Source organism: Rhodoblastus sphagnicola (genome assembly GCF_002937075.1).
Taxonomy (GTDB): Bacteria; Pseudomonadota; Alphaproteobacteria; order Rhizobiales; family Beijerinckiaceae; genus Rhodoblastus; species Rhodoblastus sphagnicola.
Genome location: NZ_NHSJ01000070.1, coordinates 36,290 through 56,415 on the forward strand (window position 1 = coordinate 36,290; position 20,126 = coordinate 56,415).

At 62.9% G+C, this 20,126-nt stretch carries 21 protein-coding genes and 1 pseudogene; 14 read left to right on the forward strand and 8 right to left on the reverse strand.

The window, feature by feature from the left end; all coding sequences use genetic code 11:
• Positions 1-2: 2 nt before the first annotated feature.
• Positions 3-551, forward strand: a complete 549-nt coding sequence (locus CCR94_RS11115; RefSeq protein ID WP_104507919.1) for an NAD(P)H nitroreductase — start codon at positions 3-5, stop codon at positions 549-551.
• 274 nt (positions 552-825) lie between these two features.
• Here the strand turns inward: CCR94_RS11115 and CCR94_RS11120 are convergent, their stop codons facing one another.
• From CCR94_RS11120 to vnfD, 5 genes are all read right to left on the reverse strand, one after another.
• Positions 826-1,311, reverse strand: coding sequence for a NifB/NifX family molybdenum-iron cluster-binding protein (locus CCR94_RS11120; RefSeq protein ID WP_104507920.1), 486 nt, complete (start codon positions 1,309-1,311; stop codon positions 826-828).
• 107 nt (positions 1,312-1,418) lie between these two features.
• Positions 1,419-2,312 (reverse strand): hypothetical protein, encoded by an 894-nt coding sequence (locus tag CCR94_RS11125; protein ID WP_104507921.1) that lies wholly within the window; start codon positions 2,310-2,312, stop codon positions 1,419-1,421.
• 205 nt (positions 2,313-2,517) lie between these two features.
• Positions 2,518-3,906, reverse strand: coding sequence for a nitrogenase component 1 (locus tag CCR94_RS11130; protein ID WP_104507922.1), 1,389 nt, complete (start codon positions 3,904-3,906; stop codon positions 2,518-2,520).
• A 107-nt stretch (positions 3,907-4,013) separates the two neighbouring features.
• Positions 4,014-4,355 carry a V-containing nitrogenase subunit delta gene (gene vnfG, locus CCR94_RS11135; protein WP_104507923.1) on the reverse strand — a complete coding sequence of 114 codons (342 nt, stop codon included), beginning with the start codon at positions 4,353-4,355 and terminating at the stop codon, positions 4,014-4,016.
• Positions 4,352-5,770 carry a nitrogenase vanadium-iron protein, alpha chain gene (gene vnfD, locus CCR94_RS11140; protein WP_104507924.1) on the reverse strand — a complete coding sequence of 473 codons (1,419 nt, stop codon included), beginning with the start codon at positions 5,768-5,770 and terminating at the stop codon, positions 4,352-4,354. The genes vnfG and vnfD overlap by 4 nt, the downstream gene beginning before the upstream one ends.
• Positions 5,771-6,148: 378 nt before the next feature.
• On the opposite strand from vnfD, the gene CCR94_RS11145 reads away from it, so the two are divergent.
• From CCR94_RS11145 to CCR94_RS11155, 3 genes are all read left to right on the forward strand, one after another.
• Positions 6,149-7,033 carry a VOC family protein gene (locus tag CCR94_RS11145; protein WP_244594031.1) on the forward strand — a complete coding sequence of 295 codons (885 nt, stop codon included), beginning with the start codon at positions 6,149-6,151 and terminating at the stop codon, positions 7,031-7,033.
• A 138-nt stretch (positions 7,034-7,171) separates the two neighbouring features.
• Positions 7,172-8,044, forward strand: coding sequence for a nitrogenase iron protein (gene nifH, locus CCR94_RS11150; RefSeq protein ID WP_104507925.1), 873 nt, complete (start codon positions 7,172-7,174; stop codon positions 8,042-8,044).
• Between the two features lie 167 nt (positions 8,045-8,211).
• The gene (locus CCR94_RS11155) at positions 8,212-8,409 is read left to right on the forward strand and encodes a Nif11-like leader peptide family natural product precursor (protein ID WP_104507926.1); all 198 of its coding nucleotides are present in this window, start codon (positions 8,212-8,214) and stop codon (positions 8,407-8,409) included.
• A gap of 119 nt (positions 8,410-8,528) precedes the next feature.
• Here CCR94_RS11155 and CCR94_RS11160 read toward each other — a convergent pair whose 3' ends face one another.
• Together CCR94_RS11160 and CCR94_RS11165 are read right to left on the reverse strand one after the other, a co-directional pair.
• Positions 8,529-8,867: a hypothetical protein gene (locus tag CCR94_RS11160; RefSeq protein ID WP_104507927.1), complete on the reverse strand. Its 339-nt coding sequence runs from the start codon at positions 8,865-8,867 to the stop codon at positions 8,529-8,531.
• A gap of 75 nt (positions 8,868-8,942) precedes the next feature.
• Positions 8,943-10,559, reverse strand: a complete 1,617-nt coding sequence (locus CCR94_RS11165) for a sigma 54-interacting transcriptional regulator (RefSeq protein WP_104507928.1) — start codon at positions 10,557-10,559, stop codon at positions 8,943-8,945.
• A 391-nt stretch (positions 10,560-10,950) separates the two neighbouring features.
• Between CCR94_RS11165 and nifE the strand changes: the two genes are divergently transcribed.
• Genes nifE through CCR94_RS11210 form a run of 9 tightly spaced genes read left to right on the forward strand, consistent with a single transcriptional unit; the run spans position 10,951 to position 18,629 of the window.
• The gene (nifE, locus tag CCR94_RS11170) at positions 10,951-12,351 is read left to right on the forward strand and encodes a nitrogenase iron-molybdenum cofactor biosynthesis protein NifE (RefSeq protein ID WP_104507929.1); all 1,401 of its coding nucleotides are present in this window, start codon (positions 10,951-10,953) and stop codon (positions 12,349-12,351) included.
• A 10-nt stretch (positions 12,352-12,361) separates the two neighbouring features.
• Positions 12,362-13,711 (forward strand): nitrogenase iron-molybdenum cofactor biosynthesis protein NifN, encoded by a 1,350-nt coding sequence (gene nifN, locus CCR94_RS11175; RefSeq protein WP_104507930.1) that lies wholly within the window; start codon positions 12,362-12,364, stop codon positions 13,709-13,711.
• A gap of 4 nt (positions 13,712-13,715) precedes the next feature.
• On the forward strand, positions 13,716-14,189 hold the full coding sequence (locus tag CCR94_RS11180; RefSeq protein WP_104507931.1) for a NifB/NifX family molybdenum-iron cluster-binding protein: 474 nt from the start codon (positions 13,716-13,718) through the stop codon (positions 14,187-14,189).
• Between the two features lie 4 nt (positions 14,190-14,193).
• Positions 14,194-15,039, forward strand: a complete 846-nt coding sequence (locus tag CCR94_RS11185) for a sugar phosphate isomerase/epimerase family protein (RefSeq protein WP_158254715.1) — start codon at positions 14,194-14,196, stop codon at positions 15,037-15,039.
• A complete protein-coding gene (locus CCR94_RS25070) occupies positions 15,032-15,265 on the forward strand; it encodes a NifU family protein (protein ID WP_158254716.1) in 234 nt (77 codons plus the stop codon). The genes CCR94_RS11185 and CCR94_RS25070 overlap by 8 nt, the downstream gene beginning before the upstream one ends.
• 4 nt (positions 15,266-15,269) lie before the next feature.
• Entirely contained in the window at positions 15,270-16,556 is a 1,287-nt protein-coding gene (locus CCR94_RS11195) for a sigma 54-interacting transcriptional regulator (protein ID WP_206605822.1), read from the forward strand.
• 11 nt (positions 16,557-16,567) lie between these two features.
• Positions 16,568-18,010 carry a nitrogenase cofactor biosynthesis protein NifB gene (nifB, locus tag CCR94_RS11200; RefSeq protein ID WP_104507933.1) on the forward strand — a complete coding sequence of 481 codons (1,443 nt, stop codon included), beginning with the start codon at positions 16,568-16,570 and terminating at the stop codon, positions 18,008-18,010.
• Positions 17,991-18,224 carry a 4Fe-4S binding protein gene (locus CCR94_RS11205; RefSeq protein WP_158254717.1) on the forward strand — a complete coding sequence of 78 codons (234 nt, stop codon included), beginning with the start codon at positions 17,991-17,993 and terminating at the stop codon, positions 18,222-18,224. Before nifB ends, CCR94_RS11205 begins: the two co-directional genes overlap by 20 nt.
• Positions 18,225-18,275: 51 nt before the next feature.
• Positions 18,276-18,629, forward strand: a complete 354-nt coding sequence (locus tag CCR94_RS11210) for a HesB/IscA family protein (protein ID WP_104507935.1) — start codon at positions 18,276-18,278, stop codon at positions 18,627-18,629.
• Positions 18,630-18,949: 320 nt separating this feature from the next.
• On the opposite strand, the gene CCR94_RS11215 is transcribed toward CCR94_RS11210, so the two are convergent.
• Positions 18,950-19,684, reverse strand: coding sequence for an FkbM family methyltransferase (locus tag CCR94_RS11215; RefSeq protein ID WP_104507936.1), 735 nt, complete (start codon positions 19,682-19,684; stop codon positions 18,950-18,952).
• A gap of 216 nt (positions 19,685-19,900) precedes the next feature.
• Between CCR94_RS11215 and CCR94_RS11220 the strand changes: the two are divergent.
• Positions 19,901-20,126, forward strand: a pseudogene (locus tag CCR94_RS11220) (hypothetical protein); the annotation flags it as partial.

Here is a 20,126-nt window from a genome sequence, read left to right on the forward strand (position 1 = left end):
CCATGAACGCCCTTGACCTTCTGCTCACCCGCCAGTCGATGCACGCGCTTCAGGCGCCTGGACCCGACGCCGCGCAACTCGATGTTATCCTGCGCGCGGCGCTGCGGGTTCCTGATTTTCAGAATTTGAAACCGTTTGAATTTGTGGTGGCCGAGGGCGAGGGCCGCGAAAAACTGGGCGCGCTGATGCAGCAGGCTGCGCGGGCGTCCGGGCGCGCGGAGGAAGACATCGCGCGCGCGCCGAAAATGCCGCTGCGCGCGCCGCTGGTGATCGTGGTGATCGCGCGCGCCAAGGCGAGCAAGCTTGTGCCGCTGTTCGACCAGCGGCTCGCCGCCGGCTGCGCCGTGATGGCGATGCAGATGGCCGCCTTCGCGCAGGGTTTTGCGGGCGTGTGGCGCTCGGGCTGGCCGATGCATGACGACAATCTTCCGGCCCTGCTGGGGCTGGGGGCTGACGACCGCATCGTCGGTTTTCTTTATCTCGGCAGCGCGACCAAACCCTATCCGCCGCTGCCGACGGTCGATCCCGCCGCATTCACCCGTCGTTTGTGAACGAAGATGAAAATTGAAATTTCGCGCGGCGCGGTGTGGCGGCGCGTGCGAAAAACGGGGGTGTTCGCGGGTGTAATGGATCACCCACGAAACCAATCGCGACGCGCAAAAGATGTACGTTCAGGTGGCCGAGCGCAGCGGGTTCATTCAGTATGTGAAGAAGCTCGACTGAGCCGCTTGCGCCGCTGAAACAGACGTGGACCGCCCTCGTCCTTCGAGACGCCTGCTACGCAGGCTCCTCAGGATGAGGGCTACCGGCTGCTGGAGCGGCGCTTCAAAAGGCGCTTTGCTCCGCCAGTTCCTCGCCGGTGCGGCGCGCGATGGCGCGGCGCAGCCACAGCGGCTGGAAGCCGGCCATCATCGACTGCACCTGCGCGATGACATCGTCGATGGCGCGATGCTGCGCCGATTTCACCGGAAACACTTTCAGCTCGTGGACCCGGCAGGCGGCGAGGTCCGACAGGCCCAGCGTGAACAGGATGGAGACGCCATCGAGCGCATTGACGCGTTCTGTGAGCGGGTCGTGACCCGTTCCGTCGTCGTCCTCCATGTCGTCCATCACGCAGCGACCGCCATTGGCCGCCTTGCCGCCGCCATTGGCCTTGCCCTTGGCGCGACGGGAAAATTGCAGCGCGTCGATGAATTCGGAGTCCTCCGCCGAGACGTCATAGACAACGAAATTCTTCGCCGCGACGAACTGGGCGTCGAGATTGGTCAGGCTGTCGGAGGTGATGGCGATGCGCAGGTGTGGGCCTTCCATTTTCGCTCTCCTCGTTAAAGCGTTTTCAAGCGAAGTGGATTCCGGTTCGCGTGAAGAAAACGCGTCAAAACAGAAACCTGGAGCATGTTCGGTGAACCGAACATGCTTCACGTCATGGGCTGGTTGATGTTGGGCTTCAGCCGGCCGAACTTTGTCTTGAACGCCGCCGGCAGCGACAGGGGATCGGGCGTGCGCGCCTCCCATTTCGGCAGGTCGGCGCGGGCGATCTTGCCGTCCTTCAGCGCCTCGACCGGAATGATGTGCAGCACGTCATGCAGCACGGCGTAGAAATCGATGGCGTAGCGCGCGCTGTCGCGATAGGGCGCGGGAATTTCGATCTCGACGTGGTCGGCCTCGAAGGTCGCCTTGGGATTGTCGCAGTCGAAGCGGAAATGGCGGTTGAAAGGGCCTTTGCGCTGGAACTGGTAGAGCGTTCGGCCCTCGTCGGCATAGCGCCGGATCTCGGCGTCGATGTCGAAGAACATTTCCGAAAACACGCGCTCCACGTAAGCCTCGGGATAGACGCTGTCGCGGGTGGAAAACCAATAGGCCACCATGGTTTCGATCAGGTCGAGTCCGGCGGCGGTAATGTCGAAATAATAGACTTCCTTGCCGATCACGCCGCCCATGCAGATCACGCCATTGCGCATCTCGACCTGGCCATGCGGATGGAAGGCGATCAGGCGGATCAGCCGGGTCAGGCGGTGCAACTGGATGGTGATCTTTTCGACCAGGGTTGATTTGGGCAATTCCTTGGCGCGCGCCCAGGAGGTCAGCGGCAGGTCTGTCGGATAGAGGCCGGCGAGCGTGGCCTCGAACACGACGGCCGCGCGCGCGAGCGCCGCGATGCGCTCCAGCGGCGCCTCGTCCGGCAAGGGCGGCTCGTCGAAGGTCAGGACACGCGGCTTGCTGTACAGCTCGATCTGGCGGTAGTCGGGCAGGCGCACCTTGTTCGACCAGCCAAAGTCCGGATTGGCGAAGAGTTTTGAAGTGAATCCCATGGTCGAACCTCTCCGTGGCACGCTCGGTCAATTCCCTCTCCCCGCAACGAAGTCGGCTGTTGCCGACTTCGTCACTTTGGGCGCGCAAATCGGGAACACCCGATTTGCGCCGGGGAGAGGGGGTTAGGCGGCGCGCTGTGGCTAACGCGCCGCCTGTTGGCGCGCAGGACCGGAGGGCAATCGCGGACCTGCGCGAAAAAAGACCTCACCAGGTGTTGAGCAGCCATTCGCGGTCGCGCGTATATTCCATGTGCGTGAACATGGCGTTGGCGATCTGCTCGCCGAGCAGCATGGCGCCGCGATAACCCATGGTCGGGTGGCGATAGAGGCCGGCGCGGTCGAAGGTCGGGAAGCCCACGCGCGCCATCGGAATGTTGGCGTCGATGGCGACGTAACGGCCCTTGGAATGGCCGAGGATCAGGTCGAATTTCTTCGCCGGATCCTTGACGCGCTTTTCCAGTTCCCAGAGGTCGGCGTTGCAGACGATCTCCATGTCGTGGTTGACGGTGTTCTTCAAAGCGACGACGCGCGGGTCCTTCTTGTAGCGCGTGTTGTCGTCGCCGAGCAGCAGCAGGGTCGGCTCCAGCTCGACCTCGGCGCAGAATTCGGCGAGGCCGATCACCAGATCGGGATGACCGAAGATCGCCACCTTCTTGTTGGCGAAGAACATGTGGGCGAGATCCTGCAAGGCGTCGAGGGCCACGCCGCGCTCGTGGACCAGCGAGGCCGGGATCGGTTTTCCCGTAATCTCGGAAATCTTTTGCAGCATGGCGTCGGTGTTGGCGATGCCATAGGGCGCGGCGACCTGATGGCCGGGCACGTCAAAAGTCTTCTTGAGGAAATCGACCGTGGAGGCGGCTTCGTAGCGGGCCAGCGACAGCGAGGCCAGCGCGCCGGTCGAACCCTGGATGTCCTCGACCGTGGTGCGCCCGTGAGTGTTGATGCTCTTGTCGGGCAGCATCGGCGAGTCGAAATCCTCGGTGTCCATGAAGATGGTGGCCTCGACGCCCATCTCCTTGGCGTAGTGCTTCAGCAACTGCACGTCGCCGGGATTGACCCAGCCGGGGAAGATGTTGAGCTTGCCCGTGGGGGCCGCCTTTTCCTTGGCGATGGTCTTCCAGGTCGAGAGCACGCATTCGGAATAGCCGCCGACCTGGCTCGACTTGAAGCTCGGCGTGTGGCACGGAACGATGTAGAGTTCGCGGCCGGGGAATTCCTTGGCGATCGCGTCCTGCGCGTATTTGATGTTGCCCTCGATGTCGTCGCCGATGACTTCGGTGGAGCAGGTGGTGATGACCTGGATGATGCGCACGTCGGGATAGCGGCGCGCGAGATTCACCAGGCCTTCCTGGATGCGCTTGTGGCCGCCGAACACCGCCGAATCCTCATGCAGCGAGGTCGAGGCGACGTCGAAATTTTCCTTGAAGTGCTGGGCGAACAGCAGGCGCACGAACATCGAGCAGCCCTGGCCGCCGTGAACCAGCGGAATGCAGTCCTTCATGCCGATGCCGGCATATTGCGCGCCAGCGGGCTGGCAATCGTACATGGGATTGATGACGCCAGCGCGTTCGCGCGTCGTGATTTCGCAACCCATCGGGGCGCTCCTTTGCAAACGGGGTTTTGGGGGCCGCCGCGTGACGCGGCGGCCGGTTGGATCAGGCTCACATCGGTCGCCGTCCTGCGGCGACCGTCCTCACGCGCTCAATAAAGCGTGTGGTTCAGCTCGTGGTTGAGCGATTTGGTGATGGTGTGCTCCTTGAGCATCGCCTTCAGGCCTTCGAGCAACTCGCTGACCTTGGTCGGCTCGAGCGTCTCGATCCAGGGGAAGTTTTCCTTGAAATCCTTCACCATTTCCTTGGCGTCGGCATAGAACAGACGCTCCATCGGCGTGTGCTTGCTGATCGGCCGATTGTGGAACATGTCGTTGGCCGCATTGACGATGCCGTCGATGTTTTCCTCGCGGTCCCAGGTGCGGGAGAAAAACTGCCAGAGGTAACGCACCTGCACGTAATCGAACAGGTCCTTGACTTGTTGCTCGCTCATTCCGCGGCCTCCTTGATCTGGGCGACACTGCCGCCGCGAATGTCTTTGGCGGCGAGTTTCAAAAGGGGATTGTTGACGGCGTTGTAGGTGTCGCGGGCGAGATTGACGAAGCCCTCAAAGCCCATGTACGGGCCGTTGTGGTAGCCGTGGCCGTTGACATAGGGGATGTGCAGTTTCTTCACGAGTTCGCCGACGCGCGGGCCGGTGAAGATCACGTCCGGGTGGACGAGCGTGAGGATTTCGAAGAATTCGAGCTCGTTGCCGTCATCGATGTAATAGGTGCCAGCCGCGCCGCGCGCGATGACCTTTTCAAAATCTTCCTGGTGGCCGAATTTCGACGACATGGCCACGACCTCGATGCCGAGATCGTCCTCGACCGACTTGGTCCAGTGCCACAGGCGCGGACCGCCGGTCCAGATCGCCATTTTCTTGCCCTGCAAGCGCTCCTTGTACCAGTCGAGCTTGGGCTTCCACTTGGCGTATTCTTCCGCGATGAGTTTCTCGCCGCGGTCCTCGATGCCGAAGAAGGCGCAGATTTTGCGAATGCCTTCGGCCATATAGCTGAAGCCCCAGGAGTCGATGTCGAGGCGGGGGATGCCGTACTGCTTCTTCAACTCGTTGGCGATATAGCCCGACGAACGCGCGCAGTTGACGACGTTGAGTTGGGCGCGGTGCATACAGCGCAGATCGTCATAGGTGCCGTTGCCGGTGAAGTGGGCGATGACCTGGATGCCGAGCTTTTCCCAGTAGGTGTTGAGCAACTGGGTGTCGCCCTGGATGTTGAAGTCGCCGATGAAGTTCATCGTGAATTCGCTGGTGATCTCCGGCTCCAGCGTGCCGACCTTTTCGTTGATCCAGCCGATGTTGAGGACGTGGTGGCCCTTCGACTGCGACACGCCGGAGAAGCCCGGGCATTCGCAGGTGAAGATATCGACGTCGGGCCGCTCGCTCATGATCTGCTTGGCCACCGCCTTGATGTCGTCGCCGATCAGCGCCGTCGGGCAGGTGGTGTAGACGAACATGCGCTTGATTTCAGGCATTTCGTCGAAGGCTTCGTTGATCGACTGCGCGAGACGCTTCTCGCCGCCGAACACGATGTGGCTTTCCTTCATGTCCGTCGACCAGACATACTTCATGTTGAAGTGGCCGTTGTCGGTCGGATAGCGCTTGGTGTGCCAGGTGTCATAGGCGCAGCCGATGGGGCCGTGGATCATCTGGATCGTGTCCTTCAACACGCCGCCGATCACGAGCTTGGCGCCGCAGAACGCGCAACCGCGTTCAGAGAGGGTGCCGGGGATGGTGGCGGCGTTGGAGATCGGCAGGAAGTCCCGCTGATCCTCGCCTTCCACCTTGAGGTAGATGTGCTTTTCGCGTTCCGGAATGTCCTTGTCGCATTCCAGCAGAACCATAGGCATGCGCTGTCCTCCTCACGGGGGGTGTGAGCTGAAAATTCAACTGTTCTGGGTGCGGCGTCCGAAGGGGTCAGGACTGGGTCCGGCGCCGTCGGAACAGTGATCGCAGGAAGCGTGCCAACTGCTTTCCGATTTAATCGGATTACATAATGAAAAGCGCCTTTTTTGCGGTTTTCCTTGGTTTCTCAGGCGTTACAGCCGCAGCATCCGGCGGGGCCGCTTGGGCGCCCGCCCCGGCGTTCGTTCGCGAACGTAAGAATCCGATTTGCGAAGACATTTCCGTCGCCCACCCCTCCGCACGGATCGGTACGATTTATTTCCTTTCCGTACGCATTGACGGAACGCAGGGCTGTGAAGACGCGGAATCGTGGGAAATTCATCTTGGCACGGCTGTTGCAACTGCTGTCCTCGATCCCCAAGCGAGGTTTTCCCATGCTGGATGACGTGCTCGAAAAGACTTCTTCTTCCGCCAAGGGCGACGCCGGCAACGGCTTCTCCCTGCGCGTGGCGGTCGCCACGACGGGCGAGCGCGTCGATCTGCATTTCGGCCACGCCGAAGCCTTCACCGTTTATGACGTGGACGCCGGCGGCGCCCATCATGTGCAAACGCGCGGGATCGCCGAACACGCCCTCAATGAAGACGAGGATCCGCGCGAGACCATCTATCGCATGATCGCCGACTGCAAGGTTCTGCTGGTCGCCAAGGTCGGCGCCGCGCCGCAGGAGGCCCTCAGCAAGATCGGCGTCGATGCCACCAATATGTATGCCGGCAAGGGCGTCGAGGAGGCCCTGCGCGAGCTTTACGCCGCGAAAAAATCCGCCGTCGAGGATAGCGCGATCGACGCCAGCGAATTCTGCCTGATGCACGCCATGCTGCGCGTCGCCGACCTCGACCGCTCCATCGCCTTCTATACCGAAAAGCTCGGCATGACCGTGCTGGAGCGCCGCGAGCACAAGAAGAACCAGTTCTCGCAGGCCTATCTCGGCTACGGCGCCGGCATGACCATCGAACTGGTGCAGAACTGGCAGCGCGAGGGGGCTTATGTCCAGGGCGACGCCTTCGGCCATATCGCCATTGGCGTCAACAACATCATGCGTCTTTGCGACCGTCTTGCGGCGGAAGGCGTGCCCATGCCGCGCCCGCCGCGCGCGCAAAGACATGGCGAGAATATCGTCGCCTTCATCGCCGATCCCGATGGCTACAGGATCGAACTGGTTCAAGCGCCAACGCCCGAACAAACGGAAGCGCTCGAAGACGCGAAGTAATTCGGTTTCCGCAAGATTGCTTCGCAATCCGCGAAAACGGATCGCGCGCAAATCCGATCAAGCGGGCGGATTTGCACGCGAAAGAAATATGGCCGCCCTGCCGGACGGCCATATCCAGCCCCGCAAACAGGAGCAAGCATGTCTCTTCGTCAAATCGCCTTTTACGGCAAGGGTGGTATCGGCAAGTCCACCACCTCGCAGAATACCCTGGCCGCCCTCTCGGAACTCGGCCACAAGATCCTGATCGTCGGCTGCGATCCCAAGGCCGACTCCACCCGCCTGATCCTGCACGCCAAGGCCCAGGACACCATTCTCTCGCTCGCCGCCGACGCCGGATCGGTCGAGGATCTCGAACTCGAGGACGTGCTGAAGATCGGCTTCGGCGGCATCAAGTGCGTCGAAGCCGGCGGCCCCGAGCCCGGAGTCGGCTGCGCCGGTCGCGGCGTCATCACCGCCATCAACTTCCTCGAAGAAAACGGCGCCTATGACGACGTGGACTATGTGTCCTACGACGTGCTCGGCGACGTGGTCTGCGGCGGCTTCGCCATGCCGATCCGCGAGAACAAGGCGCAGGAAATCTACATCGTCATGTCCGGCGAGATGATGGCCATGTATGCGGCCAACAACATTTCCAAGGGCATTCTGAAATATGCCAATTCCGGCGGCGTGCGCCTGGGCGGTCTGATCTGCAACGAGCGCCAGACCGACAAGGAGCTGGATCTGGCGGAATCGCTGGCCGGCAAGCTGGGCTGCAAGCTCATCCATTTCGTGCCGCGCAACAATATCGTGCAGCACGCCGAACTGCGCCGCATGACCTGCGTCGAATATGCGCCGGACTCCTCGCAGGCCGCCGAATACCGCAGCCTCGCCAACAAGGTGCACGCCAACGTGGGCAACGGCATCATCCCGACCCCGATCACCATGGACGAACTCGAAGAACTGCTGATGGAACACGGCATCATGCCGACCATCGACGAGAGCATCGTCGGCAAGAAGGCCGCCGAAGCCTAAGTCCGGATCACGGGACGGCCCGGACTCCGCGCGGGTCCGGGCTGGGCCGCGTTCGGTGAACTCCCGTTCACGGAACGCGCTCTGGTTGTCTGTCTTGACGCGTTTTCTTCACGCGAACCGGCAATCCACTTCGCTTGAAAACGCTCTGCCGTTCGAGGAGAGATTTCATGTCAGTCGAATCCGCTGTCGCCTATATCAGGCAAATGCGCTCGGACCAGGATTTTCGTAAGAAAATGAACGACCTCTCCGATGATGAGGCCGCAAGCTGGGCCGCCATCAAGGAAGCCGGTTTCGAGTTTTCGATGACCGAATTCAAGAAGGCCCAGGAGGTGATCTACGAGGAAAACGGCATTACGCCGATGTGAACTCGGAGGTCGCGAAATTTTGCAAGAGGGCGCGCTGGTCGCGCCCTTTTTGTTCGCGCGGCGCTTCACAAAAAAAGGCGGCGCTTGCGCACCGCCAGTCGTTCGCCCCGGGAGGGATTTCAGCTGCGATAACGCAACACGGCCTCGCGCTTGCCGGTGAAGAATTGCGCGATTTTTTCGCCCAGCGCGGCGTCGATCGGCACGCCGTATTTTTCCGCCGCCTTGGTCAATTGCTCGCCATCGACGCCGTGCAGCGAGCCAAGGCCGGCGTTGGCCAGAGCGAACACGCGGCGTTGCAGCGCCTCGTCGCCGTGCGCCGCGATCCATGCGGTGCGGATCTTTCCGGGTTCGTAATTTTCCGGCGCGACGAATTCGCCCTCCACCGTCCGGATCGCCGCCGCCATGGCGATATCCGCCAGCAGGAGATTGAAAAACTGTTGGTTGGTCAGGTCCGCCATATCACGCTCCCATAGCCCCGCGAAAAACCGGGCGTTCTTCAAAAACGACACGGCGAAAAACCGGGCGTCGCGCCTTCAAGACTCTCCCGCCGCGGCGCCGCGACGGTACGTCTTGTAATTGATGTTGTACTTTTCCATGCGCAGACCGAGGATGCGCCGGGTCAGGCCCAGCTCCCTGGCGGCTTCCGTCGTGTTGCCGTTGTGGTCCTTCAGCGCTTCGACGATCATCTCGTATTCGACCGCCTGGATTTTCGCCTCCAGCCCGCAGCCGAAACTCGTTCCGGTCTCGGCGGAGGTTTGCAGCGAGGGCGGCAGGTTGTAGCCGTGGATGACGCCGTCGTCGGCGAGGATCACCGCGCGCTCGATCACGTTTTCAAGTTCGCGCACATTGCCCGGCCAATGATAGGCCATCAGCATGTTCAGCGCCGGCGTCGAGATGCGCTTGACGTCCTTGCCCATCGCCTGCGCGCTCTGCGTGACGAAATGATCGGCGAGCAGGATGACGTCGCTGGCGCGCTCGCGCAGCGGCGGGATGGTGATGGGGAAGACGTTGAAGCGGTAGTACAAATCCTCGCGGAACAGCCCCTTGGCGATCATGTCCGGCAGGTCGCGGTTGGTGGCGGCGATGACGCGCAGATCGACGCGCACCGGTTTTGAGCCGCCGACGCGTTCAAAGGTTCTCTGCTGCAATACGCGCAAAAGCTTGGCTTGCAGCGGCAGGCTGAGTTCGCCGACTTCGTCGAGAAAAATCGTGCCGCCGTCGGCCATTTCGAACCGGCCCTTGCGCTGGGCGAGCGCGCCGGTGAACGAGCCTTTTTCGTGGCCGAACAATTCGCTTTCGACGATGCTCTCCGGCAGGGCCGCGCAATTGAACACGACGAAGGGGCCTTCGGAGGTCGGGCTGTTGTAATGGATGGCGCTGGCGACCAACTCCTTGCCGACGCCGCTTTCGCCGAGCACCAGCACGGTCGCCTTGGTGGACGAGACCTTTTCGATCAGCTGGTAGATGTCCTGCATCGGCTTGGAATTGCCGATGATGTTTTCCGGCTTGTATTTCTGCTTCAGCTCGTTGTGCAGGCGGCGGTTCTCGTTTTCGAGCCGCACCTTTTCCACGTTTTCGAGCATGTAGAGTTCGACGGCGGGCGCGATCATCGAGCCGAGCGTCGCCACCAGCTCCATGTCCTGTTTCAGCAGGTTGCGGTTGTGATAGACGCGCTCCGCCGAGATCGCGCCCCACACTTTTTTGGCATGGGTGATCGGCACGCAGAAGAACGAGGCGTTGAGGCCATTGCCGTCATGCGCCCGCGTGCGGTCAAGGAAGCGTTGGTCGTCGGCGATATGGGGCACCATGATCGCCTCGCCGGATTCCACCACTTCGCCGGTAATGCCCTCGCCGGGCGAATAGATCCCGCGCGATTTCTCGATATCGGTGAGGCCGAAGCTGCGGTGGATCGAGATGGTTTCGGAGGCGCGATCATAGAGGGTGACGGCGCCGCGCGTGATCTTCAGCCGTTTGTGCATGACGCGGAGAATGATGTCGAGCGAATGCTCGAGATCCTCGCTCTCGGCGATGACCTGGCTGATCTTGAACAGGGTCGGCAGAACGTTGATGCGACATTCGCCGGTGAAACAATGGCTGAAATCCTCAAGTTCCTCATCCACATGGTCGGATGCCGACTTTCTTTGACCCATGCTGTGTCCAATCCCGAAAAGGCGCCCGGACGTGCGTGCGCGACGGCGGCCGCGCGTCGCTTTCGCGACGCCTCCGCTGGCGCAATGACATCCAAGCAAATTCCACGCCATTTCCGTCTATCCAACACAGCGGGATAGCGAGCGCAATGGCGATTTGTTCTCTGATTAACATTGTCGCATCTGCAACAAAAGGCATCAATGTAATCTTTTTACATAACGGTACGAAGCTCGCCGCTTCGTGCGAATTTGGCGCCGCTGCGTGCGCCTCCCCCTGCTATCACGCGGAGGATAAAGAGATTTTTCTCACATTTTGCAAGGCGTTCCGCGCTGCGGGCCGGATTGGCCCGCGCTTTGCTCTACCCTGCTGGACTTGGCTTTTCCGGAGGATCGCATGAAGCCCCAGGATATCGCGGCGTTGCTGAACGAACCGGCCTGCGCCCACAACAAGAAAGCCAAGTCCGGTTGCGCAAAACCGGCGCCGGGCGCGACTCAGGGCGGGTGTTGCTTTGACGGCGCGCGCAACGCCCTGCTCCCCATCGCCGATGTCGCGCATATCGTTCACGGCCCGATCGGCTGCGCCGGCTCCTCCTGGGACAATCGCGGCACGCGCTCCTCCGGCCCCGACACTTATCGCATCGGCATGACCACCGATCTCACCGACATGGACGTGATCATGGGGCGCGGTGAGAAGCGGCTGTACCAGTCGATCAAACAGACCATCGAGACCCACAAGCCAGCGGCCGTGTTCGTCTACAACACCTGCGTGCCGGCCTTGCAGGGCGACGACATCGAGGCCGTCGCCAAACATGCCCAGGAGAAATTCGGCGTGCCGGTGATCCCCGTGGATTGCGCCGGTTTTTATGGCAACAAGAATCTCGGCAATCGCGTCGCCGGCGACGCCGCGTACAAATATATCATCGGGACGCGCGAACCCGACCCGGTCGCGCCGGCGCTCGAAATTCCCGGCGTTGTCAGGCATGACGTCAATCTCGTCGGCGAGTGGAATGTCGGCGGCGAATTCTGGAATGTGGCGCCCTTGTTCGATGAGTTGGGCTTGCGCGTGTTGTGCAGCTTTTCCGGCGACAGCCGCTTTGCCGAAGTGCAGACCATGCATCGCGCGCAGGCCAATATGGTGGTGTGCTCCAAGGCCATGCTCGCCGTCGCGCGCAAGCTTGAGGACGACTACAAGATTCCGTGGTTTGAAGGCTCGTTTTATGGCGCCCGCGACACGTCCGAGGCGTTTCGCGGCTTTGCTCGCCTGCTGAACGATCCCGACCTCAGCGCGCGCGTGGAAAAACTGGTGGCGCGCGAGGAGGCGCGGGTCGAGGCGGCTTTGGCGCCGTTGCGCGAAAAATTGCGTGGCAAGCGCGTGCTGATTTTCACCGGCGGCTACAAGAGCTGGTCGGTGGTCTCCGCCATGCAGGATCTCGGCATGATCGTGGTCGCCACCGGCACGGAAAAATCCACCGAGGAAGACAAGGCCCGCATCGTCGAACTGATGGGGCCGGAGGCGCGGATGATTTCCGACAACGACCAGTTGGCGCTGATCGACGTGTTTCACGAGACCAATGCCGACATTCTCATCGCCGGCGACCGCTACATCTATCCGACGCTGAAATCGCGCATTCCCTTCCTCGATATCGACCATGTCCGGCGCATCGGCTACGCCGGTTATGACGGGCTGATCGAACTCGCCAAAAATCTCGACCAGGCCGTGCATTCGCCGGTCTGGGCCCAGGTGCGCTCGAAACCCGCGTGGGCCAAGCGCGCGCGTCCGCGCGCTGTGGCTTGAGGCGACGGGCATGGCTGAAATCCTCACTCCCACCAAGGCGCTCAGCGTCAATCCGTTGAAGGCGAGCCAGCCCATCGGCGCCTCGCTGGCCTTTCTCGGCGTGGCCGAGTGCATGCCGCTGGAACATGGCGCGCGCGGCTGCGCGTCGTTCAACAAACTGTTCTTCATGCGCCATTTCAACGAGCCGATCGCGTTGCAGACCACGGCGATGGACCAGACCACCACCGTGCTCGGCGCCGACGACAATGTGGTGGAGGCGCTGGCGACCATTTGCGCGAAAAACGCGCCAAAGGTGATCGGCCTCGTCACCACCGGCCTGTCGGAAATGCAGGGCGCCGATGTGCCGCGCACGGTGAAGGAATTTCGCAACAAGCATCCGGAATTCGCGTCCGTCGCCGTCGTGCCGGTCAGCGCCAGCGACACGCTCGGCTGTTTGGAGACCGGCTTCGCCACGGCGGTGGAGAGCATGATCCAGGCGCTGGTGCCGCGCCGGCCGACCAGTTGGAAGAACCGCAACCAGATCAATGTTCTGGCTTCGTCGAGCCTGAGTCCGGGCGATCTGGAGGCGTTGCGGGCGTGGATCGAGGCGTTCGGCCTCACCCCGATCCTGCTGCCCGATCTCGGCGCCTCGCTCGACGGCCATCTGATCGAACAGGGGTTTTCCACCCTCACCTATGGCGGCGTCACCCGAGAGGAAATCGAGAGCATGGCGGACTCCTACGCCACGCTGGTGATCGGCCGCTCGATGAACCGCGCCGGCGACGCGCTTCAGGCGCTGACGGGCGCCTCGGATTTTCGTTTCGACCAGTTGATCGGGCTGCAATCTTCCGACGCCTTCACGGAGATTCTCTCGGAGATTTCCGGCCGGCCGGTCCCGCCGAAATTCGCGCGCAAGCGCGACCAGTTGACCGACGCCATGGTCGATTGCCAGTTCCAGTTCGGCGGCGCCAAAGTGGGCGTCGCCGGCGACAGCGATCTGCTTGCGGCGCTGGTCGAATTCTTTCACGGCATGGGCGCGGATGTGGTGGCGGCGGTGGCTTCGACGCGGTCGGCGCGGCTGGCCGATCTGCCGATTGAAGAGGTTGTCGTCGGCGATCTCGAGGATCTTGAGACCCTCGCGCGCGAACGCGGGGCCGATCTGATCGTGACCAATTCCCACGGCGTCGAAGTCGCGCGACGCACCGGCGCGGCGCTTTTACGCGCGGGCTTCCCCGTTTACGATTGCTATGGCGCGCATTCGGATGCGTGGATCGGCTATGGCGGAACCCGCCGCCTGATTTTCGCCGCCGCCAACCTGCTCGCCGCGCATTATCAGGAGTTGCGGCCGTTCGTTTCCAAATACAAGCAGGCTGCGGAGTGAGGCCATGCTGAAAATCGCCTTCGCCTCCACCGACCAGCAAAAGGTCAACCTGCATTTCGGCGGCGCCGAAAGCCTCGTCATCTACGACGTGTCGCCCGGCCGCGCCGATCTCGTCGGCGTCATGAAATTCATGCCGGCCGAACAGGTCGGCGAGGCCGGCCGCTCCGGCATGACCGATACGGTCGCCGACAAGGTCATTCCCAAGCTCGAATTCGTGGACGGCTGCGCCGCCGTCTATGCCGCCTCGATCGGCTCCAATTCGGTGCGGCGGCTGATGAAGGCCGGCATCCAGCCCGTGGTGGTGGACGAGGGTCACGACATCGTCGATCTGCTCAATGAGGTCAGCCTCGCCTTGGTCTATGGCGGCCTGCCCTGGGTGGACAAGGCCAAGAAGAAGGCCGAGGCGCAGGCCAATGCGCCCGCGGCGGCCGGTGGCGAGAGCCGGAAGCTGATCGCCTCCGTCGATGAGTTGGAGTGACGCCATGCGCCTCGCCTTTTCCAACCTCACCCTGCCCGCCTTCGACCATCTGACCTATTTGCCGGATATGCGCGCCTCCGGGGTCGAGGGCATTGAAATCGCGCCCGACCACACCTTCACCCGCCCCCATTTCGGCAAGGAGTTTTGCCCGCGCGAAGTCGCCACCTATGGACAGGCGGCGCGGCTCGCCGGGCTGGAGATCGTCGGCCTGCACGCCCTGCTCGGCGGGCGGCCGGAATTCGACATGTTCGATGACGCCGACATCCGGCATCACACCATAAAACATCTGGTGCATCTGTCGCGCATCTGCCGCGATCTCGGCGGACGCACGCTGATCCTGGATTCGCGCTGGGCGCGCGGGATGGAGCGCAAGGAAGCCTTTTTGCAATGCCGCGCCTTCCTGGAAAAGCTGCTACCGCAGATCGAGGACCACGGCACGGTCTTGTGCTTCGCGCCGCTGGCGCCGGACGAGGGCGATTTCTGCCGGCTGGCGCCTGAGCTGTTCATGCTCGTCACCGCGCTCGACCATCCCGCCTTTGGCCTGCACGTCGCCACCGCCGCCTTCGCCGCCAATGGCGAAACCGGCCACAAAAATTTCGCCGCGCGGCGCGGGCGGCTCGACCATGTCCATATCGACGAGCCCGGCCGCGTGGCGCTGGGCGTGTCCGGCAAGGTCGATCATGCCGACGTGCGCCGCCATCTCAACGCCATTTCCTATTCGGGCTGGTGCTCGGTGGTGCAGAGCCTGCCGGCCGGCGTGTCGCCGACCGAGCATGTGTTCCGCTCGGTGCGCGGTTTTCGGGCGATCTACCGCCAGGATTTTCGCAACAGGAGGACGTTCAATGTCTGACGATGAAATCGCCATCATCGCGCAATGCATCGACGAGGCGCGTCCGGGGATTCAGAGCGACGGCGGCGATATTGAATTCTTGGGAGTCCGGGGCCAGCGCGTCGAAGTGAAACTCACCGGCAAATGCCTGACCTGCGCGCTCGCCGGCCAGACGCTCGGGGCGCTGCGCAAGAAGATCATGCAGCGCATCGACCGGCCGCTGATGGTCGTGCCGATCATGGCGTGACCCTATGAACGCGCACGCTCTTTTCCCCGAAACCGGCGGCGCCGTTCCTGTGTTCGACGCGCTGGGCGAGATCGCCGCGAGCTTGAGCGCGCCCGCGCCGGTCGGCGCGCGGTTGCGAAAAGTGCTGGCGCTGCTCGCGACTCTCGGCCTCACCGAGGGCGGAATCGCCGCTCTCGAAGGCGCGGCGCTGCGCGGTCTCGCCGGGAGGCAGGCGGGGGCGCCGCCGCAGGCGCTGACGCCGCGCCTGCAAAAGTTTTTCGCCGCTGGCGAGGCCGGCGTGCTGCGGCGGGAAAAGCCGCCGACCCTGGGCGCTCCGATCCGCCTGCGCGGCGAAATCGTCGGCCTGCTGGCGGCGCGGTTTTCCGCGCGCGCCGTCGCGCCCGCCGATGTCAGACTGCTCGCGTTTGTCGCCAATATGCTGGGACCGCTGGTGCTGCTGGCGCGGTCCGGCATGTCCGGCGTGGCGCCCGGCGACGCGCCGGACGCCAAGGCCATTGTCGGCGACAGCCCCGCATTGCGCGCGGCGCTCGATGACGCGCGGCGCGTGGCGCCGACCGAACTGCCGGTATTGCTGCGCGGCGAAAGCGGCGTCGGCAAGGAGCTGTTCGCGCAGTTCATTCATGACCGTTCGCCGCGCGCGGAAAAACCGTTCGTGAAAATCAATTGCGCCGCCCTGACCGAAAACCTGCTGGAGGCCGAACTGTTCGGCCATGAGCGCGGCGCGTTTACCGGCGCGGACATTCGGCGCGAGGGCCGGTTCGCGCTGGCCGATGGCGGCACCATCCTGCTCGACGAGATCGGCGAGATTTCGCCCGCTTTTCAAGCCAAGCTCTTGCGCGTAATTCAGGAGGGCGCGTTCGAGCGCGTCGGGGGCGAAAAAACCTTGCGGGTCGATGCGCGGTTGATCGCCGCCACCGCCTGCGATCTCGAAGCGGCGGTGCGGGCGAAAAAATTCCGCGCCGATCTCTATTACCGGCTGTGCGGCGCGCCGGTGCGGCTGCCGGCCCTGCGCGAGCGGCGCGAGGACATTCCGGCTTTGGCCGATCATTTTCTGGCCCGGTTCAACGCGGAGAACGGGCGGGCCTTGGCGCTCAATCCCCGTGCGAAAACCATGATTCTGCGCTGCGCCTATCCCGGCAACATCCGCGAGCTGGAAAATTGCCTGCGCGGCGCCGCCGCGCTGACGACGGGCGACGAGATTTGCGAGCGCGACTTCGCCTGCCGGCAGGGTCGCTGTTTTTCCGCCCAATTGCGGCGCGCGCGCATGGCGCGGCGCCAGAAGGCGTCGTGAGGAGAAAGACGATGAGTGCAATCAAGACCGCGCCCGCGAAAAACGCGGTCCCCTCCGGCGGCTGTTCCGCCTCCGCCTGCGGCTCCGCCGCCGCGCCCGAGGATATGTCCCCGGAAGTCTGGGCCAAGGTCAAGGACCATCCCTGCTATTCCGAGGAGGCGCATCATTATTTCGCCCGCATGCATGTGGCGGTGGCGCCGGCCTGCAACATCCAGTGCAATTACTGCAACCGCAAATATGATTGCGCCAATGAGAGCCGCCCCGGCGTGGTCTCCGAGCGCCTGACCCCGGAACAGGGGGCGCGCAAGGTTTTGGCCGTGGCGGCGAGCGTGCCGCAGCTTTCGGTGCTGGGAATCGCCGGGCCGGGCGACGCGCTCTACGACTGGAAGAAGACCAAGGCGACGTTCGACGCCGTGGTGAAGGATCTGCCTGATATCAAGCTGTGCATCTCCACCAACGGGCTGGCCTTGCCCGATCATGTCGATGAGATCGTGGCCATGAACATCGATCATGTCACCATCACCATCAACATGATCGACCCCGAAATCGGCGCGAAGATCTATCCTTGGATTTTTTTTCAGCACAAGCGTTACGAGGGCGTCGAGGCCGCGCGGATCTTGCATGAGCGGCAGATGCTTGGCCTCGACATGCTGGTCGCGCGCGGCGTGCTCGTAAAAGTCAATTCGGTGCTGATCCCCGGCATCAACGACGAACACCTGATCGAGGTCAACCGCGAGGTGAAAAAGCGCGGCGCGTTTCTGCACAATGTGATGCCGCTGATTTCCGACGCCGCGCACGGCACGCATTTCGGCCTGACCGGACAGCGCGGCCCGACGCCGGAAGAGTTGAAGAAGGTGCAGGACGCCTGCGAGGGCGGCGCGAAGCTGATGCGCCATTGCCGCCAGTGCCGCGCCGATGCGGTGGGCATGTTGGGCGAGGATCGCGGCCAGGAATTCACCCTCGACAAGTTGCCGGAGACCATCGCGATCGACCAGTCCAAGCGCGACGCCTGGCGCGCGCAAATCGAGGCCAAGCGCGAACTGGCCGCCTTCGCCCGCATGGCGGTCAAACCCGCGCCGGCGGCCAAGCCCGGCCACGTGCTCACCGTCGCCGTGGCGAGCAAGGGCGATGGCGTCATCAACCAGCATTTCGGTCACGCCAAAGAGTTTTTGATCTATCGCGCCGATGGCGCCGGCGTGAAATTTTTGGGCGCGCGCAAGATTGGCGACCAATACTGCCAGGGCGGGTTGGGCGAAGACTCCTCGCTTGCCGGCATCATCGCGCTGCTCGGCGACGTGGACGTGCTGCTTTGCGCCAAGATCGGCGGCTGCCCCAAGGGCGAACTGAAGGCTGCCGGCATCGAGCCGAGCGACGCCTACGCCCATGAATTCATCGAGCCGTCCATCGCCGCGCTTTACGCCAAGCGCGCCGCCGATGCGCCGGCCGACGCATAGACCTTCATCACCAGAGGAGAAGACCATGGCCTACAAAATCGTTGCTTCCCAGTGCTCCGCTTGCGGCGCCTGTGAATTCGAATGCCCCAACGCCGCGATCCGCATGAAGGGCGACAGCTTTATTGTCGAAGCCGCCAAATGCACAGAATGCGACGGCGACTCCCCGCGCTGCATCGGCGTCTGCCCGGTCGAAAACACCATCGTCAAGGCCTGAGGCGGGCGTCATCGTCCATGACGCCGTCGGACAATTGAAGAAAGGAACGCCATGCTGATCCTGACCCGACCGGCCATCGCGGCCATTGAAAGCTCGCTGATCGCCAACGACAAACAAGGCCAGGGCGTGCGCATCACGGCGGAAGCCGGCTGCTCCGGCCCCAAATATTCGATGCGCATCGAGCCGGACCCCGCGCCGCATGACACGGTGGTGGAAATCCGCGACGTCCGTGTGTTCATGGACGACGGTTCGGCCACCATTCTCGCCGGCGCCACGGTGGATTATTCGGAAGACCCGGACAATTTCGGCTTCAGTTTCGCGCTGGCGCTGCCGACCGAGGAACAGGCCTCCACCTGCACGAGCCCCAAGCCTGCGGGCGGCTGCGGCTGCGGCAAGCCGTCCTGATTTTTCCTTTTTTTGACGCGGGCGCGGTTTCCCGGTTTTTCGGGGAATCGCGCCCGGTTTGTGTGAAGACCGCCATGAGCATGCACGACAATTCCGCCCCGGAGCCGGCGCGGCCATTGCGCTGCCGTCCCGGCGAGACTTTTGAAGACGGCGGTCGCGTTTGCGACCTCGCTGGCGCGGCCCGACGCGCGCCGCTCGGTCCACGCAACTCGGCTATGGGGAAAGCGACGCCTGGATTTTGAGCGCGGCGCAATGGCTCGAATTTTCGCGGCGAGAGGCGGCGGTTCGTGAACCGCTATCGCGCCCGCCTGTTCAGGCGTTTACCATTCGACCGGGGTCAAGCCTCGCTCGAAACCGCGGGCGATATAGAGCGTGTTGACGGCCGGGCCGTGGAACGGAACGATCCGGTCGTTTTCGGGTTCGATGCGGAAGGGCGCATAGCTGTAAATCTTCAGATAGTCGGTGACGTGGCTCCAATCGCTGTTTCCGAGCAGCAGCACCGGCTTGGTGGCGGCGATCAAGGCGATGATGCCGCGCAGGACCGCCATCTCGGCCCCTTCGACATCGAGCTTGACGATATCGCAGGGCGGAAGGCCGAGGCGGTCGCCGCGACGCACCTGGCCGATATGCTTTTCGTAATGGAAATCGGGATCGGACTCACGAAACCGTTCGAGCACCCAAGGCATGTCCGCCGAGATGGAAGCGACCTTGCCGCCTTCGGACAACAGTTCGCCATTGACGACGGGAACCCCGAACACCACATCGCCGTTCTGTTCGGCGAGACCGTATTTGTGGATGGTCGTCGAGGGGAATTGCTTGGCGACGCAATCCAGCACCGGATGCAGCGCGGGATTGACTTCAAACGCATGGATGATCGGGTGATCGAGCGTGACGTTGAACGAGACGATCGACTGGCCCCGGTTGGCGCCGATGTCCAGCACCACCGGCGGCTCCGCGAATTTCGCATGACGGAAAATGTTGAAGTCGGGGTCGTGAACCACGCGCGCGGCGATCAGTTTCTGGATCAATTCAAGTTCGGTTGAAGCCTCGGCCATAATTTTGTCCCGAAATCGCCTGGAGCGCGATGCGTTTCCTTGGAAACGCATCGCGCTCCAAGGTTTATATCTTGATCGCGCGGCACTATGGACCACGCCTCAAGCTTAAGCAATCCGAGGCGCGGCGGGCGTTACGCCATTGACTGACGCCAGCGAATCGCAAAGCTTCCCCCCACCGGCGTCGCGTGGCGCGGGCCGGTTTTCGGAGACGGTTCAATGTCCATCCGTATGAAGTCCATTCTCCTGAACACGGCTGTTTTCGGCGCCGCCGCTCTCGCCGCCTTCGCCGCCGCCCCGGCGGGCGCCCAGAGCGTGACCAAGGAATGCGCCGCCAAATACCAGGCCGACAAAGCCGCGAACAACCTCGGCGGCCAGACCTATCTGCAATATTATTCCAAATGTTCGGCGGAGCTGAGGGCGCAGAAGGCGGCCCCCGCCGCCG